The sequence below is a fragment of the Paenibacillus sp. IHBB 10380 genome (genome assembly GCF_000949425.1).
GTDB lineage: Bacteria > Bacillota > Bacilli > Paenibacillales > Paenibacillaceae > Paenibacillus_AQ.
Window position 1 is genome coordinate 4,197,446 of sequence record NZ_CP010976.1, and the last position, 15,191, is coordinate 4,212,636.

Sequence of the window (15,191 nt, forward strand, 5' to 3'; positions counted from 1 at the left end):
AAGCTAGTCATCAACGCCTGCAAATGTTATGATAGGTCAAATCAAACTAAAATAACAGTACGCACTTTTTAGTACTGTAGGCACAAAAAAGTGCCCATAAAATTGGAGGAAGACCATGATGATCAAGAAAAAATATAACATTTCAGTTGAAGCAACACTTGAAGTCATCGGGGGAAAATGGAAGTGCGTGATTCTATGTCATTTAACTCATGGCAAAAAGCGAACAACGGAATTAAAAAAGTTAATGCCTGGGATTACACAAAAAATGTTAACACAGCAACTACGAGAGTTAGAGGCTCATGGAATCATTAATCGAATTAGTTATAATCAGGTTCCACCGAAAGTGGAATACGAACTTAGCGAATATGGCCATAGTTTAGAAAGCATTTTGAACTCACTATGTAATTGGGGAGAACAACATATCATTAAAGAATACGGTGATAAATTTGCTGTTTTAGAGGAGAACATATTAAATAAATAAATAAATAAATAAATAAAAATTCCTTTGGAACCAGAGCCGGTTAAGTATTATAAAGCAACAAAATAAAGCAGGCGTATATCCAATGAATTAGATGTACACCTGCTTTATTACTCTTTCCACAAGCTGAATGTAAGACTATATCTACTTTTCAACGATACAACGATATTCCGGAACAACACTAACTCACTTCTGCCGATTCTCTTTCTACGTTTAAAATTCGATACAGCTCATCAAGATTCTGTATTTGATAGGTTGGAACAATTTCAGTATCATTGGGTTTCATTTCAGGGTTGAACCAACATGTATCTAGACCCGCTAGCTGTCCACCTAGAATATCCGCACTAAAGGAATCTCCAATAATTAATCCTTCTTCCACAGAGAAATTAGGAATTCGTGCAAAGACATAATCGAAATATTCCTTCATTGGTTTTTGAAAACCAGTGTCCTCTGAAACAAAAATATCTTTGAATAGCGGATATAAACCTGAATCACGTAAACGTTTATCCTGAGTTTTGGAAACACCATTAGTAACAATATATAAATCATATTTATTGTGTATTTGTAGGTCTGTTATCAATTCAAAGGCCCCACGAACAAGCTGATGCCCCTCCTCTAAGTAGCTACGATACTTCTTTTCCATTAAGACTCCATCAACCTCTTGACCATATTCCTTAAATAAAATGGAATAGCGAGTATTCACTACCTCATCACGATCTATTTTCCCTTCTTCAAAGGACCTCCAAAGACCTTGATTTATTTTTTTATAATGTGCTTTGATTTCTGTGGTTAAGGGAATTTTTTGATCCTTGAACAGCAAGTCCAACGCTAAGTTTTCTGCTGCACCAAAATCCAATAGTGTATCATCTACATCAAATAATAAAGTTCTGTATTTTTTCAAAATAATCTCTCCATTTTCTATATTCTAAGTCATCTTAGATGACCTCTGTTTCTTACGTCCACCGCCTAGTTTAAATACACAAATGCCCCCGACTATGACCAACACACCTATCAACTTATTCGAAGAAAAAGGGACCTTATCCAGTCCTAACCAGCCCAGTGAGTCCCACAATAAAGCAAACCCGAGCTGTGATGTCAGAACTATTAACATGGCATACGTAGGACCAAGCAGCCTCATCCCCTGAACCAGACAGATTACCACTCCTACTCCGATCAAACCGCTGATCCAGTACCAGGGCTGCATATTTTGCAAGATAAATAGTTGTTTCCCTTCAAAAATTAGACCGATAGTCAGTGAAGCTAGGAATCCCATACCTAATACTAATGTAGTTGTTGCCCAAGATCCCGCACGTTCATTTACCTTACTGTTAAAAATATTTTGCACACCAACCAGCGAACCCGCGATTATCGCCAATAATAGTCCTAGAATCATAACCTTTACTCTCCTATTTTCTATTCGTAGATATTACGACCTGAAATCGTACTCAATCCTTCCCTGTCCTTAACAAGGATGAACCCTTTGTTACGCTCAATCAGGCCCTCTGTACAGAACTGTAGGATGACCCGATTCAGATGTCTATAGCTGGTACCAATGAAGTTCGCTGCATCCCTAATACTGACCGTGCCTGATGGCCCTTTAATTAGAGAATCGGATTCATCGAATGAGACAGACAATAGATAACTTGCCAATCGCACTTCCACCGGATGCATCAAATTGAAGCTCAAGGAATTGTTTTTAAGGTGAAACTTCCGTGTAATAATTTTCAGTAAAAATTGCAACAACGGTGAATAATCGCTTCCATATTTTTTCAACCAACGATGATGAATACCGATCATACAGACAGACGATACTGCCTCAACCGTGTTGATAATGTTATTTCCTTGTACGTATTCAATATCCCCGATCACCTCAAGCGGTGTCTTAAAAGAGAGAATAAGTGTTTTGCCTCCAGACGAAGTGGTATAGATTTTGATCTTCCCCTTAACAAGTACGTACAGAACCTCTGAAGGATCTCCTTGGGAACAGATAATTTCCCCTTGATCAAAGTTATACAACGACAAATGCGGTATTAATGGTTCATTGAATACAGATTCTATTTGATGAGCATGCAAATAAGATTCTAATTGCTCACGATCTTTAATTTCTTTCATTACTCGGTTTCACCTCTTAATATTCTAGAATGTTCAAACTATCAAAGCCCTAGTATGACCACACCAGCTATCATCATCCCGATCCCAATGAACTGTGGCATCCTCATCTTCTGCTTCTCCACCCCGAACCATCCGTTAATATCAATTAAAAAAGTCAAACCCAGCTGGGCAATCAGTAGAGTAGATATAGTAAAGGTAACACCGATCTGCTGAATAGCCGTAACATTACTGAAAATAACGACCGCCGCAAAGGCGCCGCCTGTCAAATATAAAGGTTTCACTTGCTTAAACCTTTGCCATTTACCATCTCTGATAAACATCAGGATAAGCAAAGCTGCAATGAATCCAGTTAACTGGGTTATAGTCGCCGCTTGCCAAGTGCCAATATCTTGACTAATCCGAGCATTCGCTACTCCTTGTAGGGTTATAAATGCCCCGCCTAAAAACGCAAATATAATCCCTCTCATGTCTTCTCTCCCCAATTTAGATTTCTCTATATTATTAAATGATATATTCAGGTGTTTTGGGAAGGACATATGTCCTCAACTTGTCCAATGGATAGAACATCTTCTATGTTCAAGCATGGTTTATACTCTGCTCCAATGCCTACGCCTCGATTATCTTTGAATTTATTTTCTATGGAATTCACTCTTTTTCTCTTAGACAAAAAAAATCACCTCTTAAGATAAAGATATCTAATAAGGTGAATGTTATCGTTATGGAACTCCCATAATTTCACGATACTTTTCAATTGGTGTTTCATCATTCCATAAATTCAAAGATTTTAGATCATCAAATGTTTCCCGACTTGGTGCGATAACACGAATTTCATCGCCTTTTTATAATTTCATTGGATTAATCATTGTATTTCCTCTATTAGCTCCATTATTTTTTGAATGACCTGCTCTTCTTCATTAATAACCCTATCTGTTGCGAATTGTAAAAGATCTGCATGCTCTCCAACACAAACGGAGCGCAGAGCATGCTTGAACATCGACACATCATTTGCATCATTGCCAAATGCAATAAATTTTTGCGGCTCAATACCCATTTTTTGTAGCCCCGCCCATTTATCAACGCCTATCGGGCTGATATCAATAATACCTTCATGGCCATGTATATATGTAACGATCGGTAATTCCTGTAGCTCCTCTAGCAATTTCTGCTCATTATTACTATGTAAAATGACCACTTTCACAATTTCATTTAACTCATCTAAATGTATGTTTTTTGCTCGCTGCTCAGGGTCCACATTTCGCCGAATCGGATGCTCGCTACTACCAGTATAAGCATAATCCCACTTGCTATCAATTAAATAGTCTGCCTCGTATGTCTTTATTAACTTGATGATCCTGTCAGCTATCTGTTGGTCGAAATGAATAGTTGAAATGATATGTCCACCTGTTGCGACAAACGCGCCATTCCCACCAATCATTAAAAAATGTTGCATATGCGGCGGTAAAACGGGTAATAAATCACGTATAGGTCTAGCCGAAGCAAAGATTATTTCATGTCCTTTTTCCACAAAAGCATCTAATACTTGTACCATTCCTTCACTTAAAGGCTTTCCTTTAAAGCAAATTGTCCCGTCTAAATCAAAAACAAATTTCATCGTAACCGCCTCCTCATTTTTTCTTATCATAACAGTTTCCTATATAACGACCATGCTGTAATTGGATTAGGTCAATTCACTTTCCATATTTCGCATCATGAGGACTTGCTCAACATTGGTTGTGAAACTTAATTTCACCAATAGGTCGTTCAGAGGTTGATTGGATTTACGCAGGTTAGCTGTCGCTCGTCTGCAAACATAGTCTAACGGGGCGAACAGTTCACCAAGAGCAAGCTTATAAATCTCCTCTGTATCTTCCCGCCCAGGAAGGGCTTCACATTGATAGAGCGTAATGGTTACCAATTTACCCTCTTGATCAAAAGTTCGCTTATACAATGCATAGCATACAGGCTCGCTACCTTGTCTAATGATTAAAGATTCACCCTCCTTCATGCTAGGCCATTGTGTCTGCCAAGCAGATAAGCCTCGATAGAAGTCTAGCGCATATACATCACGGGGCAATCCTTTGGTCATGGAAAAGGGATGCACAGCAGATCGCTCCAGTAATTGGGGATCTATTGTACCCATATGTTGTAAGATCATTAATCGATCCGTAATTTCGTATCCCACATTCTGATATAGCTTAATCGCGCTCTCATTTTGGGTCAGCGCTTCAAGTATCGCAAGCTCCACGCCTTGTTCTCGGTACAACTCTAGATTTCTTAACATGAGCGCTCTGCCAATACCCTGCCCTCTAAATGCAGGCGCAATGCCTGTCCCACCGTTCCATGCCAGTTTCTTTCCATCTACGTCACGAAATCCGTTCATTACAAACCCTGCAGGCTCACCATCCACATAAATAGCGAGTGAATTCTCCAAGGAAAGTCCTTCGTTAACACTCCTAGTCATAAAAGCCTCAATCGTCATGATCATCTGTATAAAATAGCCCTCAAATCCTAGATTCCAAATACGTACATTTTCCTCGATCGATAGCTCACTTAGTTTCCTAAACGTAATTGTCATAAGTACGAACCTCTCTTTTACTTCGTTTAATGTGATCATTTTCGTATTTTCGTCCCAACCTACATTCCACTTCAACTCTTCGACAATGAAACGCAAGGGAACCATGGTCGAGTCGAACAACTAGACCTTTCCAATCCAAGAGTAACTTAACTGACTCTGCTTTTCAATCTGGCTGATATGTTTTACTTGACCTTAGGTCAGACCTAAGGTGTATTGTAAACCTATGAATAATTCGATTGGAGTGTCGCAAATGAACGAGTATATCACCATTAGTGAAATTTCAAAACTGATGAATGTATCCGTACATCAAATACGTTATTTTGAAGAAAAGGAAATACTCTATCCTGCCTATATAGACAAGAACCAATATCGTATGTATGGGATTAACGAGATCTATCAACTTTCTCAAATTTTACTTCTTCGCAAACTTAATGTATCTGTGAAACAAATTAAAAAATGTATGATGTCTTACTCCGCCAATGATTACAGCCAACTTTTCACAAAAACTTTAAAAGAAATACAATCTGAAATTGACCAATTAATTACCCTTAAGGACGTTATACAGAAGGTTCTTAAAGAACACGATGCGTCTCAAGACAAACCGGAAAACCATTATCAAATGAAGTATTTTGACACCCGACATATGAAACAATGGATTCAACTCGGAGAAGAAGAGCAAATAAATGCGAGAAACCTTTATGAAAAGAGACTTCAACTACCTAATTTATTTGAATCTGACTTGCATTATTTATACAACTACAACAGAATAAACATTTGTTTTGAATCCGTTCGTCCAGCCGATCTGAAGTTGGAACAAGGATATTACCTTATTAAAAGTTTTATAGTGACAGAGGATAACGACATTTTAGAAGAAATAAAAAAGTTGCAGCAGTATATACAAGAAAATCAGTATTCCTATGTGGGGGAAATTATAATTCTAGAAAAATCCTATCTTTCTATGTTTAGCAACAATAGTCTTCTCTATGAGATACAAGTGAAAATTTGTGACTGAAAAACGATTTGGAGGTATGAAAATGAGAACTCGACTTCGGAAGGCTTTGAAAGACTTCACGTAGTGTCATTCGCTGTCCTTGAATAAGATATCGCTGTTTCATTTCCTTGACCATGCCAATTACAGAAAGGCCTTTGTCAGTCAACTGACGAAGGAGTGGAACTTGCGTAAACCAGCTGTCCATGAGCACGTAATCGGCGGTGAAGCCCGCCGTTAACGCCCGTTCCAGCAAGGCCATTACGGCATCAGGCTTCCGAGAGAAAGCCTCCATCCGACGTTTGTACCCGACGCTGCGTTTCGAGATCTTTGAGGTCATTTCGCAAATTCGATTGGCCAGTTTGGCCGAAGAAAGCATAACAAAATCAAGCGGAGCGAAGCTAAACCCGTCCGACCAACCGAGCGTCAGCATGGTGTAACCTTTTGTGAATTTACCCATTGAATGGTCAAATACCCGTGCCAGTAATTCCGCTTTTTTACTCCGATTTCTGCTCAGCACAGAATCGTCGATGATGAACACTCGCACACGAGTTGGTGAAATAAGCGACTCGAAATGCAATACAATTCTAAGACTTAAAGTATGCAAAAATCTTCAGTGGAGTTAAATAAATAGATAGGGGGATTTTTATGAAGGGGAAACCCTGATTTTTTTATACAAAGCAGAAAAATAAGGGCTATTTTCACATCCTAAATAGTCGAAGCGAATGAATGGAACCTGAATTATTGAATTCTTGCCGTACTGCTGTTCGTTGTACTTCTGACAGTAAGTATTTAGTTCCCATGTGCTTTCTGTCTCCCTTTACAACATATTGTTATATTTTTTCTCTAACTCAAGCAGCCAAGACTTTCTTTGAATGCCCCCGCCATACCCACCAATATCTCCATTTGTATTGATCACTCTATGACAAGGAATAAGAAGCGAAATTTGATTTGCTCCATTTGCTCGAGCGACAGCACGATAAGCTTTAGGATTTCCTATTTCTATTGCTAAATCTTTATAACTGATTGTACTTCCCGGGCGTATTCTTCTCAGTATCCGCCAAACTTCTATTTGGAAGCTTGATCCAATTTCATCTGTAATGGGTGTTTGAAAGGAAAAGCGTGTACCTTCAAAATATTCCTGTAGTTCATTTTCAAGATGCTGGAGAATTTGATTTGTTCCAGGTATGATGGCTACAGAAAGTTTTATCCGCATATTTTCAATTTCCTTTTCTAATCCCCTTCTATCAACGAACTCCAAAAGATATAGAGCGGCTTCATCGGCTATTGCAATCATCGAACCTAATTTTGTTTCAATCCACTTTGCCGTTAAAGTTTTACTTGTTTATTTCTCTTCGGAACGGCCCCCATTATGCGCACAAAAGCATCACGAAATCCATTGCTGGATTCAAATCCACTATCAAGTTGAGTGTAAATTAAAGGTTTACCATTACGAATATGATTAAATGCCATACCAAGACGGCGGGCTCGAGCATATTCAATAAAAGTCATCCCAAATTGTTTTTTAAATTGCCTTCTTGCTGTGTTAGCACTAATAGATAAGTCATTAAAATCTTTATCCGTCCATTTTTTTTGAGGGTTCTCTTCTATAGCTACAACTAATTTTTTTACTTCAGGGGATAAAGAACTAGGTGTATTTAATGGCTGACATCTTTTACAAGGCCTGTATGAAGCCAATGTAGCTTCTTTTGCTGTTTTAAAAAATTCACAGTTTTCTTTTTTAGGTTTTTTGGCAGGGCAAGTTGGTCTGCAAAAAACGCCTGTCGTTTTAACTCCTACATAAAAAGTCCCTTCATAGTTTGAGTTTTTCTCTATTAGCATTGTATAAAATGTATCTATTGTCATTTGGTCATTAATCATAACTTTCGCTCTTCCTCCTAAATACTAAATGTAAGATGATTTTCTAAGATATTTTGTGCTTGGAAATAAGAGTGTGGTCCATAGCTTACCCGGCTTACACCAACATTTTTCCAGTTAATACTCTCGATATTAGTAGATGAATTCAGCATGATGTTAACTGGTAAAGGAGAATTTCTAGAAAATTCCTCGATCAGCTCTATATTGGTTAGCCCTGGGATAAATATACCGTCAGCACCAGCATCAGCATAGATTTCAGCTCTATTTAGCGCTTCCTTTACTAAATCAATAGAGTGCTTATCTTCTTTAAAAAATAGGTCTGTTCTTGCATTAACAAATATATTGGTGTTTAAAGATGTAGTAACATGCTTTAGGATTTGAATCCTTTCTGCTTGTTCATTAACATTCCATAGCTCATAAGTATGGGAGCGGTTTTTTTTATCTTCAAAATTAATCCCTGAAATACCTGTAGTAAAAAGAGATTGAGCATTATAGTAGAGTGTTTCTAGAGAATCTGCATATAATCCTTCTGCATCAACGGAAACAGGTACATTAGAATTATGAATTAGTTGCTGAGAAAACCAAACTAGATTTTCAAAAGGTAATTTTTCACCATCTGCGCATCCCCAGGCATCAGCAATCGCATAACTACTAGTCGCTAATGCCTTGACGCCTTTACCCTCAATAATTTTTGCAGACATTACATCCCAACAATTAAAGAGGTATAACACATCCTTTTGATAATGTAGTTCTTTAAAAGTTTGAAATTGATTTTTTGTCATTTTTAATTCCTCTTTCCCAATTTTTGATACCGTTATAATAACAAACCTTTACATTTTAGAAACCAGAAAAATTAACACCAATTTTTTTAGTTTCCATACCAAAAACGGTCGTTTTTGGTTATAAAGAAGGACACACTCATGAAGAAGTTAATACATGTATTCTTAAAATGTAAGGAAAGTAGACTTGGTATTGTATTACTTATAATGTCGACTATTTGGGGAGTTTTAGATATGTTTGTAGGCATTGGAACGATGATTCTATCATTCTTCTCTTCTTTGCTTAATCGTTTTATGCAAGATTTTATGCAGAAAATCTAGGAAATAACATGCTGATTGTGAGGCCGAAGGGCTGCTGGATCAACGATGTATAAAATCGTGCATATCGAAGAAAAAAATGAAAGAAGACCAAACCCTTGATACAACAGGGTTTGATCTACAATTTTTGCCATTAAATAATTCTCTTCATCATATATATATACAAAGCTTTTCGTGATAAGCCAGTTAACTTACTAAAATCTTTTATCAGAAGAAAATTATTATTCATTGCTGAATCACCTACCCACACTTGAAGAGACGTCCTGAATATATACCTATGGTATATATTCTGAAACACTTCCAATTTCTCTTCCTTCTTTGATTTTCTTCTCTATTTGATTAAGCCGCTTCCGTTTAGACAAAAAAATCACCTTTTAAGATAATGATATCCTAAAAGATGATTTTTTACATTTTTCTGATCATTATTTTTTTATAAATTATCGAATTTTGTTTTCAGCGATTTCCTTACTTGTTAATGGAATTGATACAATTCATGAGTAGCACGTAAGAGGTAGGTACTAGACGTACTGTTACATTCTTGAACTATCAGGAAATAACACTTATAAATACTTAAATATAATTAAAATATACTTGCAAATACTTATTTGAAAAATTATAATTACTTATAAGGAGGTGCATGTATTGTGTATCAAGAGGACAGATTGTTAAAAATACTCGAATACTTGAAACAACACCAATCGATGAGTGTTACAGATATTTGTACGCAATTTGAAGTATCAAGGGATACTGCACGAAGGGATATTGTTAGATTAGTTCAAGAAGGCGTTGTTATTCGAACTCATGGGGGGCTATCGTTACCTGAGTTACAGAATGAAATGTTATCTTATCAGGATCGTTTGATTGATGAGTCCGAGAGTAAGAAAAGAATAGGCAAATTTGGGGCAAAACTTATCCAAGACCATGAGACTGTGATTTTAGACGTATCAACCACAGTACAATTTGTCGCAGAACAAATTAGCGCGAAAAATATTACGGCTGTCACGCACTCGATTGATAACGTAGGAATCTTATCGAATCGTGAGGATCTTCAAATTTATGTTCTCGGTGGTTACTTGAATGTAAAGCACCGTTTTTTATATGGCTCTTCCATTATCGATAAACTAAGTGAAATTCGTGCTGATAAAGCCTTTATTGGAGCATCGGCGATCCGGTCTGATGGACTCTATTATCCATATGAAGAAGATGCCCGAGTAAAGAAAGAAATGGCCCGAAGATCTGATCAGGTTATCGTAGTGGCTGATCACACAAAATTTATCGGGAAGTCTATTCATCGGTTAGACTTTGATTTCGTTGATATTTTAATTACAAATGCAGAACTCCCGAGTGAGATAAGAGAAGTTCTGGATCAGAAGAACATCACTGTTATTGAGTGTCAGGAAGAACATGAAGAGGTTCGAAAGCAAGATTGATACCCATAGGGAAGAGGAGGATTTTTTATGAATTATATTTTGCATAATGTACAAATGGTACTTCGAAACAGTATCGTTCCAACAGCCAATGTGTGGATTTCTGAAGGAAAAATCATGAGGATAGACACAGGTGATCTTCCTACTCTAGAAGGAGATCATGAACTGATTGATGGTAGAGGGCATTTGTTAGTACCAGGGATGATAGATGTTCATATCCACGGTGCCAATGGCTTGGATATGATGGACGGTACTGAAGAGAGTATTCAAGAAGTTTCACGTGCTTGTGCTTCAACAGGGTGCACCTCATTTCTGGCTACATCTGTTAGTTCTACGATGGAGGATCTTCTAGAAATGATTCGTAGTGTCAAGCGTGTAATGGGACAAGAAGTGGGAGCAAAGATCGCGGGGATTCACTTAGAGGGTCCTTACCTGAATCCGAAGCGAAAAGGAATGCAGAATGAAAAGTATTTGCGGCATCCCAACTTAGAAGAAATGAAGATCATTTTTCAGGAAGCAGGTTCACTCATTAAGATGGTTACTATTGCTCCTGAGTTACCGGGAGGAATGGACTTAATTTCCTTTTTGAAAGAGCAAGGAGTAGTTATATCGATCGCTCACTCTGATGCCACATATGAGGAAGCCAAACAAGCCTTTACAGCTGGTGCAAGTCATGTTACGCATTGTTTTAATGGCATGCGACCGATTCATCATCGAGATCCGGGTCTGATCGTGGCTGCTTTCGAAGAGAAACATGTTAGTCTTCAAGCTATTGTGGATAATGTCCATCTACATCCTGCTATCATTCGATTGATGCATAGCTTGAAAGGACCAGAAGGAATGGTCTTAATCACAGATGCTTTACAAGCAATGGGTATGGGCGATGGGAATTATATATTTGGAGGCCATCATGTCACGGTAGAGGGTGGCATTGCGAGACTAGAGGATGGGACGCTAGCCTCCAGTACAGTTACCATGAATGAAGCATTACGTTATACTGTCGAAACCGGAATTTCCTTGATAGATGCCGTACAGATGGCTTCAACTACCCCGGCCAATATTCTTGGATTTCAACAAAAGGGGGAAATTTCATCTGGTTTCGATGCCGACCTGGTCCTATTGGATGATGAATTTCAAGTTCTATGGACGATGGTGGGTGGTCAAATTCTATGAGTGAACGAAGTTCATGAGTCCTAAATGCAAACAGTCCCTATGAATGAACACTTCATCGGGACTGTTTGGGTTGAGATTCCATTTATTTAAATAATGACTCTTTAGAACAAAAACCTTTGGAGACAGCTCCATTAATTGTTTAAGGATTAAGCGCTCTCGCCATCGCGTCCACATAGCTTTGGCTGGCGCGCTGGCTTACTTCCGCTTGCGGAACGATCATTTCAAAGCTGTGGAAGGTGCCGGGATACAGATGAAATTCGACGTCTACGCCCGCTTGCGCAAGGCGTGTCACATATTCGATTGTCTCATCTCGGAACAGATCGACCTGGCCTACGCAAGTATAGGTCGGCGGCAGCCCCGCCAAGCTTTCCGCTCTCGACGGCACCGCATATGGGGATACCTCGCTGGCGTCGGTACCCTCTCCCAAGTACATGCTCCATGCCGCCAAATTGTTCGTCCGGTTCCAGGTTGCATTATCGGCTGTAATTTCATGGCTCGATGCCGAAATATTGCGGTTGTCAATCATCGGATACAGCGGCATTTGGAATATGAGAGCTGGCCCGCCTTTATCGCGAGCCATTAAAGCAAGCGCTGCGGTCAGACCACCACCCCCACTTGCACCGGCAATCGCGACCCGATCCACATCGATGCCCAGCGACTCAGCTTCGCCCGTCATCCAAGTCAAACCGGCATAACAGTCATCGATGGCAGCTGGATAGGGGTGCTCGGGAGCAAGTCGATAATCGACCGATACGACGACGCACTTAGCCGCCTGCACGAAGCGTTCGCACAAAGCATCGTCCATATCAGGGTGCCCCAATACATAACCTCCCCCGTGAATCCACAGCATAGCCGGAAGATTAGCGCCAGTTCGCTGGGTGGGTTCGTAAATTTTGACCAGTATCTCGCCAGCTGCGCCCGGAATCATCCGGCTTGTCGTGCTTACGTGCTCCGACTTCTCAATAGGAGGACTCGACAACAAGCTCCTGCTCCACTCTAAATTTTCCTCTAATTGAAAACCAGGGAATTGTGCTACTATCGGTCTTAATTCAGGCAATACCCGACTTTCAAAATCCATGTGAATTCCTCCTATAATTAAATGTGCTCTCGAATCAATTGTGGTTTATTAATCAAAAATTAATTATGATCCTTGTTCCGTCTCAGCTTCCCACTTGGTTATTTCCTCTCGAACCCGGGGCGCTACCTCTGTTCCTAGCAGCTCAATGGCTCTCATCACATCGGCATGCGGCATCGTGCTTAACGGTACATACAGCATAAAGCGTGTAACGCCTACATTTTTACGAAGGTGAATGATCTTCTGAGCAACAGTCTCGGGATCGCCGACATACAGTGCACCTTCAAAGCTACGCGCGGCATCGTAGCTAGAACGATCATAATGCGCCCAGCCCCGCTCCTTGCCGAGTCTATTCATACCTGCCATGGTAGCAGGAAAAAATGTATCTGCAGCTCGTTCAGTATTCTCTCCAACAAATCCTATCGAGTGCGACCCAACCTTAAGCCGCGATTGGTCATGACCAGCGTGCGCTGCTGCTTTCTTATAAAGCTGCACGAGCGGTGCAAAATCCGTCGGATTTCCACCAATGATCGCCAGCATCAGTGGCAGTCCTAACAGACCTGCACGGATAGCAGACTCCTGTCTGCCCCCGCTGCCAACCCATATCGGTAAAGAATTCTGAACGGGCCGTGGATACACGCCCAAATGGTTAATCGCTGGCCGATGCCCGCCCTTCCAAGTTACTTTTTCGGACTCCCGTATTTTAAGAAGCAATTCCAAATGTTCTTCAAACAGCTCATCATAGTTATTCAAATCATAGCCAAACAATGGAAAAGATTCGATAAAGGAACCCCGGCCCGCCATAATCTCCGCACGTCCATTTGAAATGCCGTCGAGCGTAGCAAAATCCTGAAAAACGCGCACAGGATCAAGGGAAGAAAGTACCGTCACTGCGCTAGTCAGCCGAATCCGTTTCGTCTGCGCTGCAGCCGCAGCCAGTACAACTGCTGGTGAGGATGCTGCATAATCCTGCCGATGATGCTCACCTACGCCAAACACATCAAGTCCCACTTGATCGGCAAGGACAATTTCCTCGACAACTTCACGCAATCGCTGTGCGTGACTTATGACTTCCCCTGTCTTAACGTCCGGCTTTGTTTCTACAAACGAAGTAATACCTATTTCCACGTGTAATCTCTCCTTTTATAAAATTTTTCTTATTTTAATGCCGCAGCCGTAGCGCGGTTGGTCATCACCCAAAATAGAAGAGCCAAAGCACTGACAGAGGCCCCGAGCAAGCATACTCCTTCCCAGCCATAGTGCGCATACATTTGGGTCGAAGCAATTGAACCGCTAGCACTGCCGATCGAATAGAACACCATGTACCCGGCAGTAAGACGACTACGTGCCTCCGTACGCAATGGAAGGATCATAGTTTGGTTAGTGACATGTATGGCCTGCACTGCCAAATCAAGCAGAACAATACCAACAACTAATGCGAATAACGACTGCTCTGTATAGCTGATGAACAACCATGAAATCAACAATAGGATCAAAGCAATACCCGTCGTTCTCTGTCCGTAACCTCGATCAGCCAGCTTCCCCGCTCGTGCTGCAGCTAACGCTCCAGCTACTCCTACAAGACCAAATGCTCCAATTGCACTGTGCGAAAGAGATAATGGCGGCGTGCTAAGGGGCAGTACGAGTGAAGTCCACAAAATGCTGAAATCAGCAAAAATCAACAGGGCCAGAACAGAGCGGATGCGTAACATCCGTTCTTGTATAAACAACATAAGCACCGATCCAAGCAACTGAGGATAGGACAGTGACTTTACCTCGCGCTCAACATTGGGCAACACCCTAATAAACATACAAACCATAAAAAGCATCAGCGCAGCAGAGACTAGATATACGGAACGCCAACCCGCAAGATCCGTTAATACTCCTGCAATGGACCGCGCAAGAAGTATGCCTATTACAATCCCGCTTGTTACAATGCCAACGACGCGCCCTCGCTCCGCAGGGGCAGCCATATTCGCCGCGAACGCAACAAGGGTCTGTGTCACAACGGCAAGCAGTCCCACCAAGGCCATACCTGCGAATAGCACCATGCTGGTGGAGGCAGTTCCAACGATAACCAGAGCTATTATGGATAATAACATCTGACCGATAATCAAGCGGCGCTGGTTCAGCAAATCTCCAAGCGGCACCAGCAGCAGCAGTCCCAATCCATAAAAGATCTGCGTAACCGTAATAACAATGCCAATGATGGAATGGCCAATACCAAACTCAATCGACAGCTTATCGAGTAGTGGCTGTGCGAAGTAGATATTGGCGACTGACATCCCGCAGGCAGCCGCAAACAATAGGGTCACATAGCGAGACATAGAAGCATGATGACCTGAATCAGACGTGATCAGCGTCACCTGTGACGAATTCGCCTTTATA

At 40.6% G+C, this 15,191-nt stretch carries 14 protein-coding genes and 3 pseudogenes; 4 read left to right on the forward strand and 13 right to left on the reverse strand.

What is annotated here, in order from left to right; translation table 11 throughout:
• The first annotated feature begins 118 nt into the window (after positions 1-118).
• Positions 119-481 (forward strand): winged helix-turn-helix transcriptional regulator, encoded by a 363-nt coding sequence (locus tag UB51_RS19035; RefSeq protein ID WP_044880302.1) that lies wholly within the window; start codon positions 119-121, stop codon positions 479-481.
• A 178-nt stretch (positions 482-659) separates the two neighbouring features.
• Here the strand turns inward: UB51_RS19035 and UB51_RS19040 are convergent, their stop codons facing one another.
• From UB51_RS19040 to UB51_RS29805, 7 genes and pseudogenes are all read right to left on the reverse strand, one after another.
• Positions 660-1,379, reverse strand: coding sequence for a YjjG family noncanonical pyrimidine nucleotidase (locus tag UB51_RS19040; protein ID WP_044878643.1), 720 nt, complete (start codon positions 1,377-1,379; stop codon positions 660-662).
• A 24-nt stretch (positions 1,380-1,403) separates the two neighbouring features.
• Positions 1,404-1,871 carry a DMT family transporter gene (locus UB51_RS19045; RefSeq protein ID WP_044878644.1) on the reverse strand — a complete coding sequence of 156 codons (468 nt, stop codon included), beginning with the start codon at positions 1,869-1,871 and terminating at the stop codon, positions 1,404-1,406.
• A 20-nt stretch (positions 1,872-1,891) separates the two neighbouring features.
• On the reverse strand, positions 1,892-2,590 hold the full coding sequence (locus UB51_RS19050) for a Crp/Fnr family transcriptional regulator (protein WP_044878645.1): 699 nt from the start codon (positions 2,588-2,590) through the stop codon (positions 1,892-1,894).
• 41 nt (positions 2,591-2,631) lie between these two features.
• The gene (locus UB51_RS19055; protein WP_044878646.1) at positions 2,632-3,057 is read right to left on the reverse strand and encodes a DMT family transporter; all 426 of its coding nucleotides are present in this window, start codon (positions 3,055-3,057) and stop codon (positions 2,632-2,634) included.
• A 392-nt stretch (positions 3,058-3,449) separates the two neighbouring features.
• Positions 3,450-4,202: an HAD-IIB family hydrolase gene (locus tag UB51_RS19060; protein ID WP_044878647.1), complete on the reverse strand. Its 753-nt coding sequence runs from the start codon at positions 4,200-4,202 to the stop codon at positions 3,450-3,452.
• A gap of 66 nt (positions 4,203-4,268) precedes the next feature.
• Positions 4,269-5,165, reverse strand: a complete 897-nt coding sequence (locus tag UB51_RS19065; RefSeq protein ID WP_044880303.1) for a GNAT family N-acetyltransferase — start codon at positions 5,163-5,165, stop codon at positions 4,269-4,271.
• Positions 5,166-5,171: 6 nt separating this feature from the next.
• Positions 5,172-5,270, reverse strand: a pseudogene (locus tag UB51_RS29805) (stalk domain-containing protein); the annotation flags it as partial.
• 145 nt (positions 5,271-5,415) lie between these two features.
• Between UB51_RS29805 and UB51_RS19070 the strand changes: the two are divergent.
• Positions 5,416-6,177, forward strand: coding sequence for a MerR family transcriptional regulator (locus UB51_RS19070; RefSeq protein ID WP_044878648.1), 762 nt, complete (start codon positions 5,416-5,418; stop codon positions 6,175-6,177).
• 31 nt (positions 6,178-6,208) lie between these two features.
• On the opposite strand, the pseudogene UB51_RS27325 reads toward UB51_RS19070, so the two are convergent.
• The 3 genes and pseudogenes from UB51_RS27325 to UB51_RS19080 form a co-directional block, all read right to left on the reverse strand.
• Positions 6,209-6,766 (reverse strand): annotated as a pseudogene (locus tag UB51_RS27325) (transposase); the annotation flags it as partial.
• Positions 6,767-6,973: 207 nt separating this feature from the next.
• Positions 6,974-8,034: pseudogene (locus UB51_RS19075) on the reverse strand (bifunctional transcriptional activator/DNA repair enzyme AdaA).
• 17 nt (positions 8,035-8,051) lie between these two features.
• The gene (locus UB51_RS19080; protein WP_044878649.1) at positions 8,052-8,813 is read right to left on the reverse strand and encodes an isocitrate lyase/PEP mutase family protein; all 762 of its coding nucleotides are present in this window, start codon (positions 8,811-8,813) and stop codon (positions 8,052-8,054) included.
• A 959-nt stretch (positions 8,814-9,772) separates the two neighbouring features.
• On the opposite strand from UB51_RS19080, the gene UB51_RS19090 reads away from it, so the two are divergent.
• Both UB51_RS19090 and nagA read left to right on the forward strand, forming a co-directional pair.
• Positions 9,773-10,558, forward strand: a complete 786-nt coding sequence (locus UB51_RS19090) for a DeoR/GlpR family DNA-binding transcription regulator (RefSeq protein ID WP_199924949.1) — start codon at positions 9,773-9,775, stop codon at positions 10,556-10,558.
• Positions 10,559-10,585: 27 nt separating this feature from the next.
• Entirely contained in the window at positions 10,586-11,728 is a 1,143-nt protein-coding gene (gene nagA / locus UB51_RS19095) for an N-acetylglucosamine-6-phosphate deacetylase (RefSeq protein ID WP_044878652.1), read from the forward strand.
• 139 nt (positions 11,729-11,867) lie between these two features.
• On the opposite strand, the gene UB51_RS19100 is transcribed toward nagA, so the two are convergent.
• The 3 genes from UB51_RS19100 to UB51_RS19110 form a co-directional block, all read right to left on the reverse strand.
• The gene (locus UB51_RS19100; RefSeq protein WP_044878653.1) at positions 11,868-12,806 is read right to left on the reverse strand and encodes an alpha/beta hydrolase; all 939 of its coding nucleotides are present in this window, start codon (positions 12,804-12,806) and stop codon (positions 11,868-11,870) included.
• A 63-nt stretch (positions 12,807-12,869) separates the two neighbouring features.
• Positions 12,870-13,931 carry an LLM class flavin-dependent oxidoreductase gene (locus UB51_RS19105; RefSeq protein WP_044878654.1) on the reverse strand — a complete coding sequence of 354 codons (1,062 nt, stop codon included), beginning with the start codon at positions 13,929-13,931 and terminating at the stop codon, positions 12,870-12,872.
• Between the two features lie 29 nt (positions 13,932-13,960).
• Positions 13,961-15,130: an MFS transporter gene (locus UB51_RS19110; protein ID WP_445322384.1), complete on the reverse strand. Its 1,170-nt coding sequence runs from the start codon at positions 15,128-15,130 to the stop codon at positions 13,961-13,963.
• Positions 15,131-15,191: the final 61 nt, after the last annotated feature.

What these genes read in the sequence shown, in the direction of transcription:
- UB51_RS19035 (WP_044880302.1), top strand. Translation starts at nt 119, where the DNA reads ATGATCAAGAAAAAATATAACATTTCAGTTGAAGCAACACTTGAAGTC.
- UB51_RS19100 (WP_044878653.1), bottom strand. Translation starts at nt 12,806, where the DNA reads ATGGATTTTGAAAGTCGGGTATTGCCTGAATTAAGACCGATAGTAGCA.
- UB51_RS19080 (WP_044878649.1), bottom strand. Translation starts at nt 8,813, where the DNA reads ATGACAAAAAATCAATTTCAAACTTTTAAAGAACTACATTATCAAAAG.
- UB51_RS19070 (WP_044878648.1), top strand. Translation starts at nt 5,416, where the DNA reads ATGAACGAGTATATCACCATTAGTGAAATTTCAAAACTGATGAATGTA.
- UB51_RS19065 (WP_044880303.1), bottom strand. Translation starts at nt 5,165, where the DNA reads ATGACAATTACGTTTAGGAAACTAAGTGAGCTATCGATCGAGGAAAAT.
- UB51_RS19045 (WP_044878644.1), bottom strand. Translation starts at nt 1,871, where the DNA reads ATGATTCTAGGACTATTATTGGCGATAATCGCGGGTTCGCTGGTTGGT.
- nagA (WP_044878652.1), top strand. Translation starts at nt 10,586, where the DNA reads ATGAATTATATTTTGCATAATGTACAAATGGTACTTCGAAACAGTATC.
- UB51_RS19055 (WP_044878646.1), bottom strand. Translation starts at nt 3,057, where the DNA reads ATGAGAGGGATTATATTTGCGTTTTTAGGCGGGGCATTTATAACCCTA.
- UB51_RS19110 (WP_445322384.1), bottom strand. Translation starts at nt 15,130, where the DNA reads ATGTCTCGCTATGTGACCCTATTGTTTGCGGCTGCCTGCGGGATGTCA.
- UB51_RS19050 (WP_044878645.1), bottom strand. Translation starts at nt 2,590, where the DNA reads ATGAAAGAAATTAAAGATCGTGAGCAATTAGAATCTTATTTGCATGCT.
- UB51_RS19060 (WP_044878647.1), bottom strand. Translation starts at nt 4,202, where the DNA reads ATGAAATTTGTTTTTGATTTAGACGGGACAATTTGCTTTAAAGGAAAG.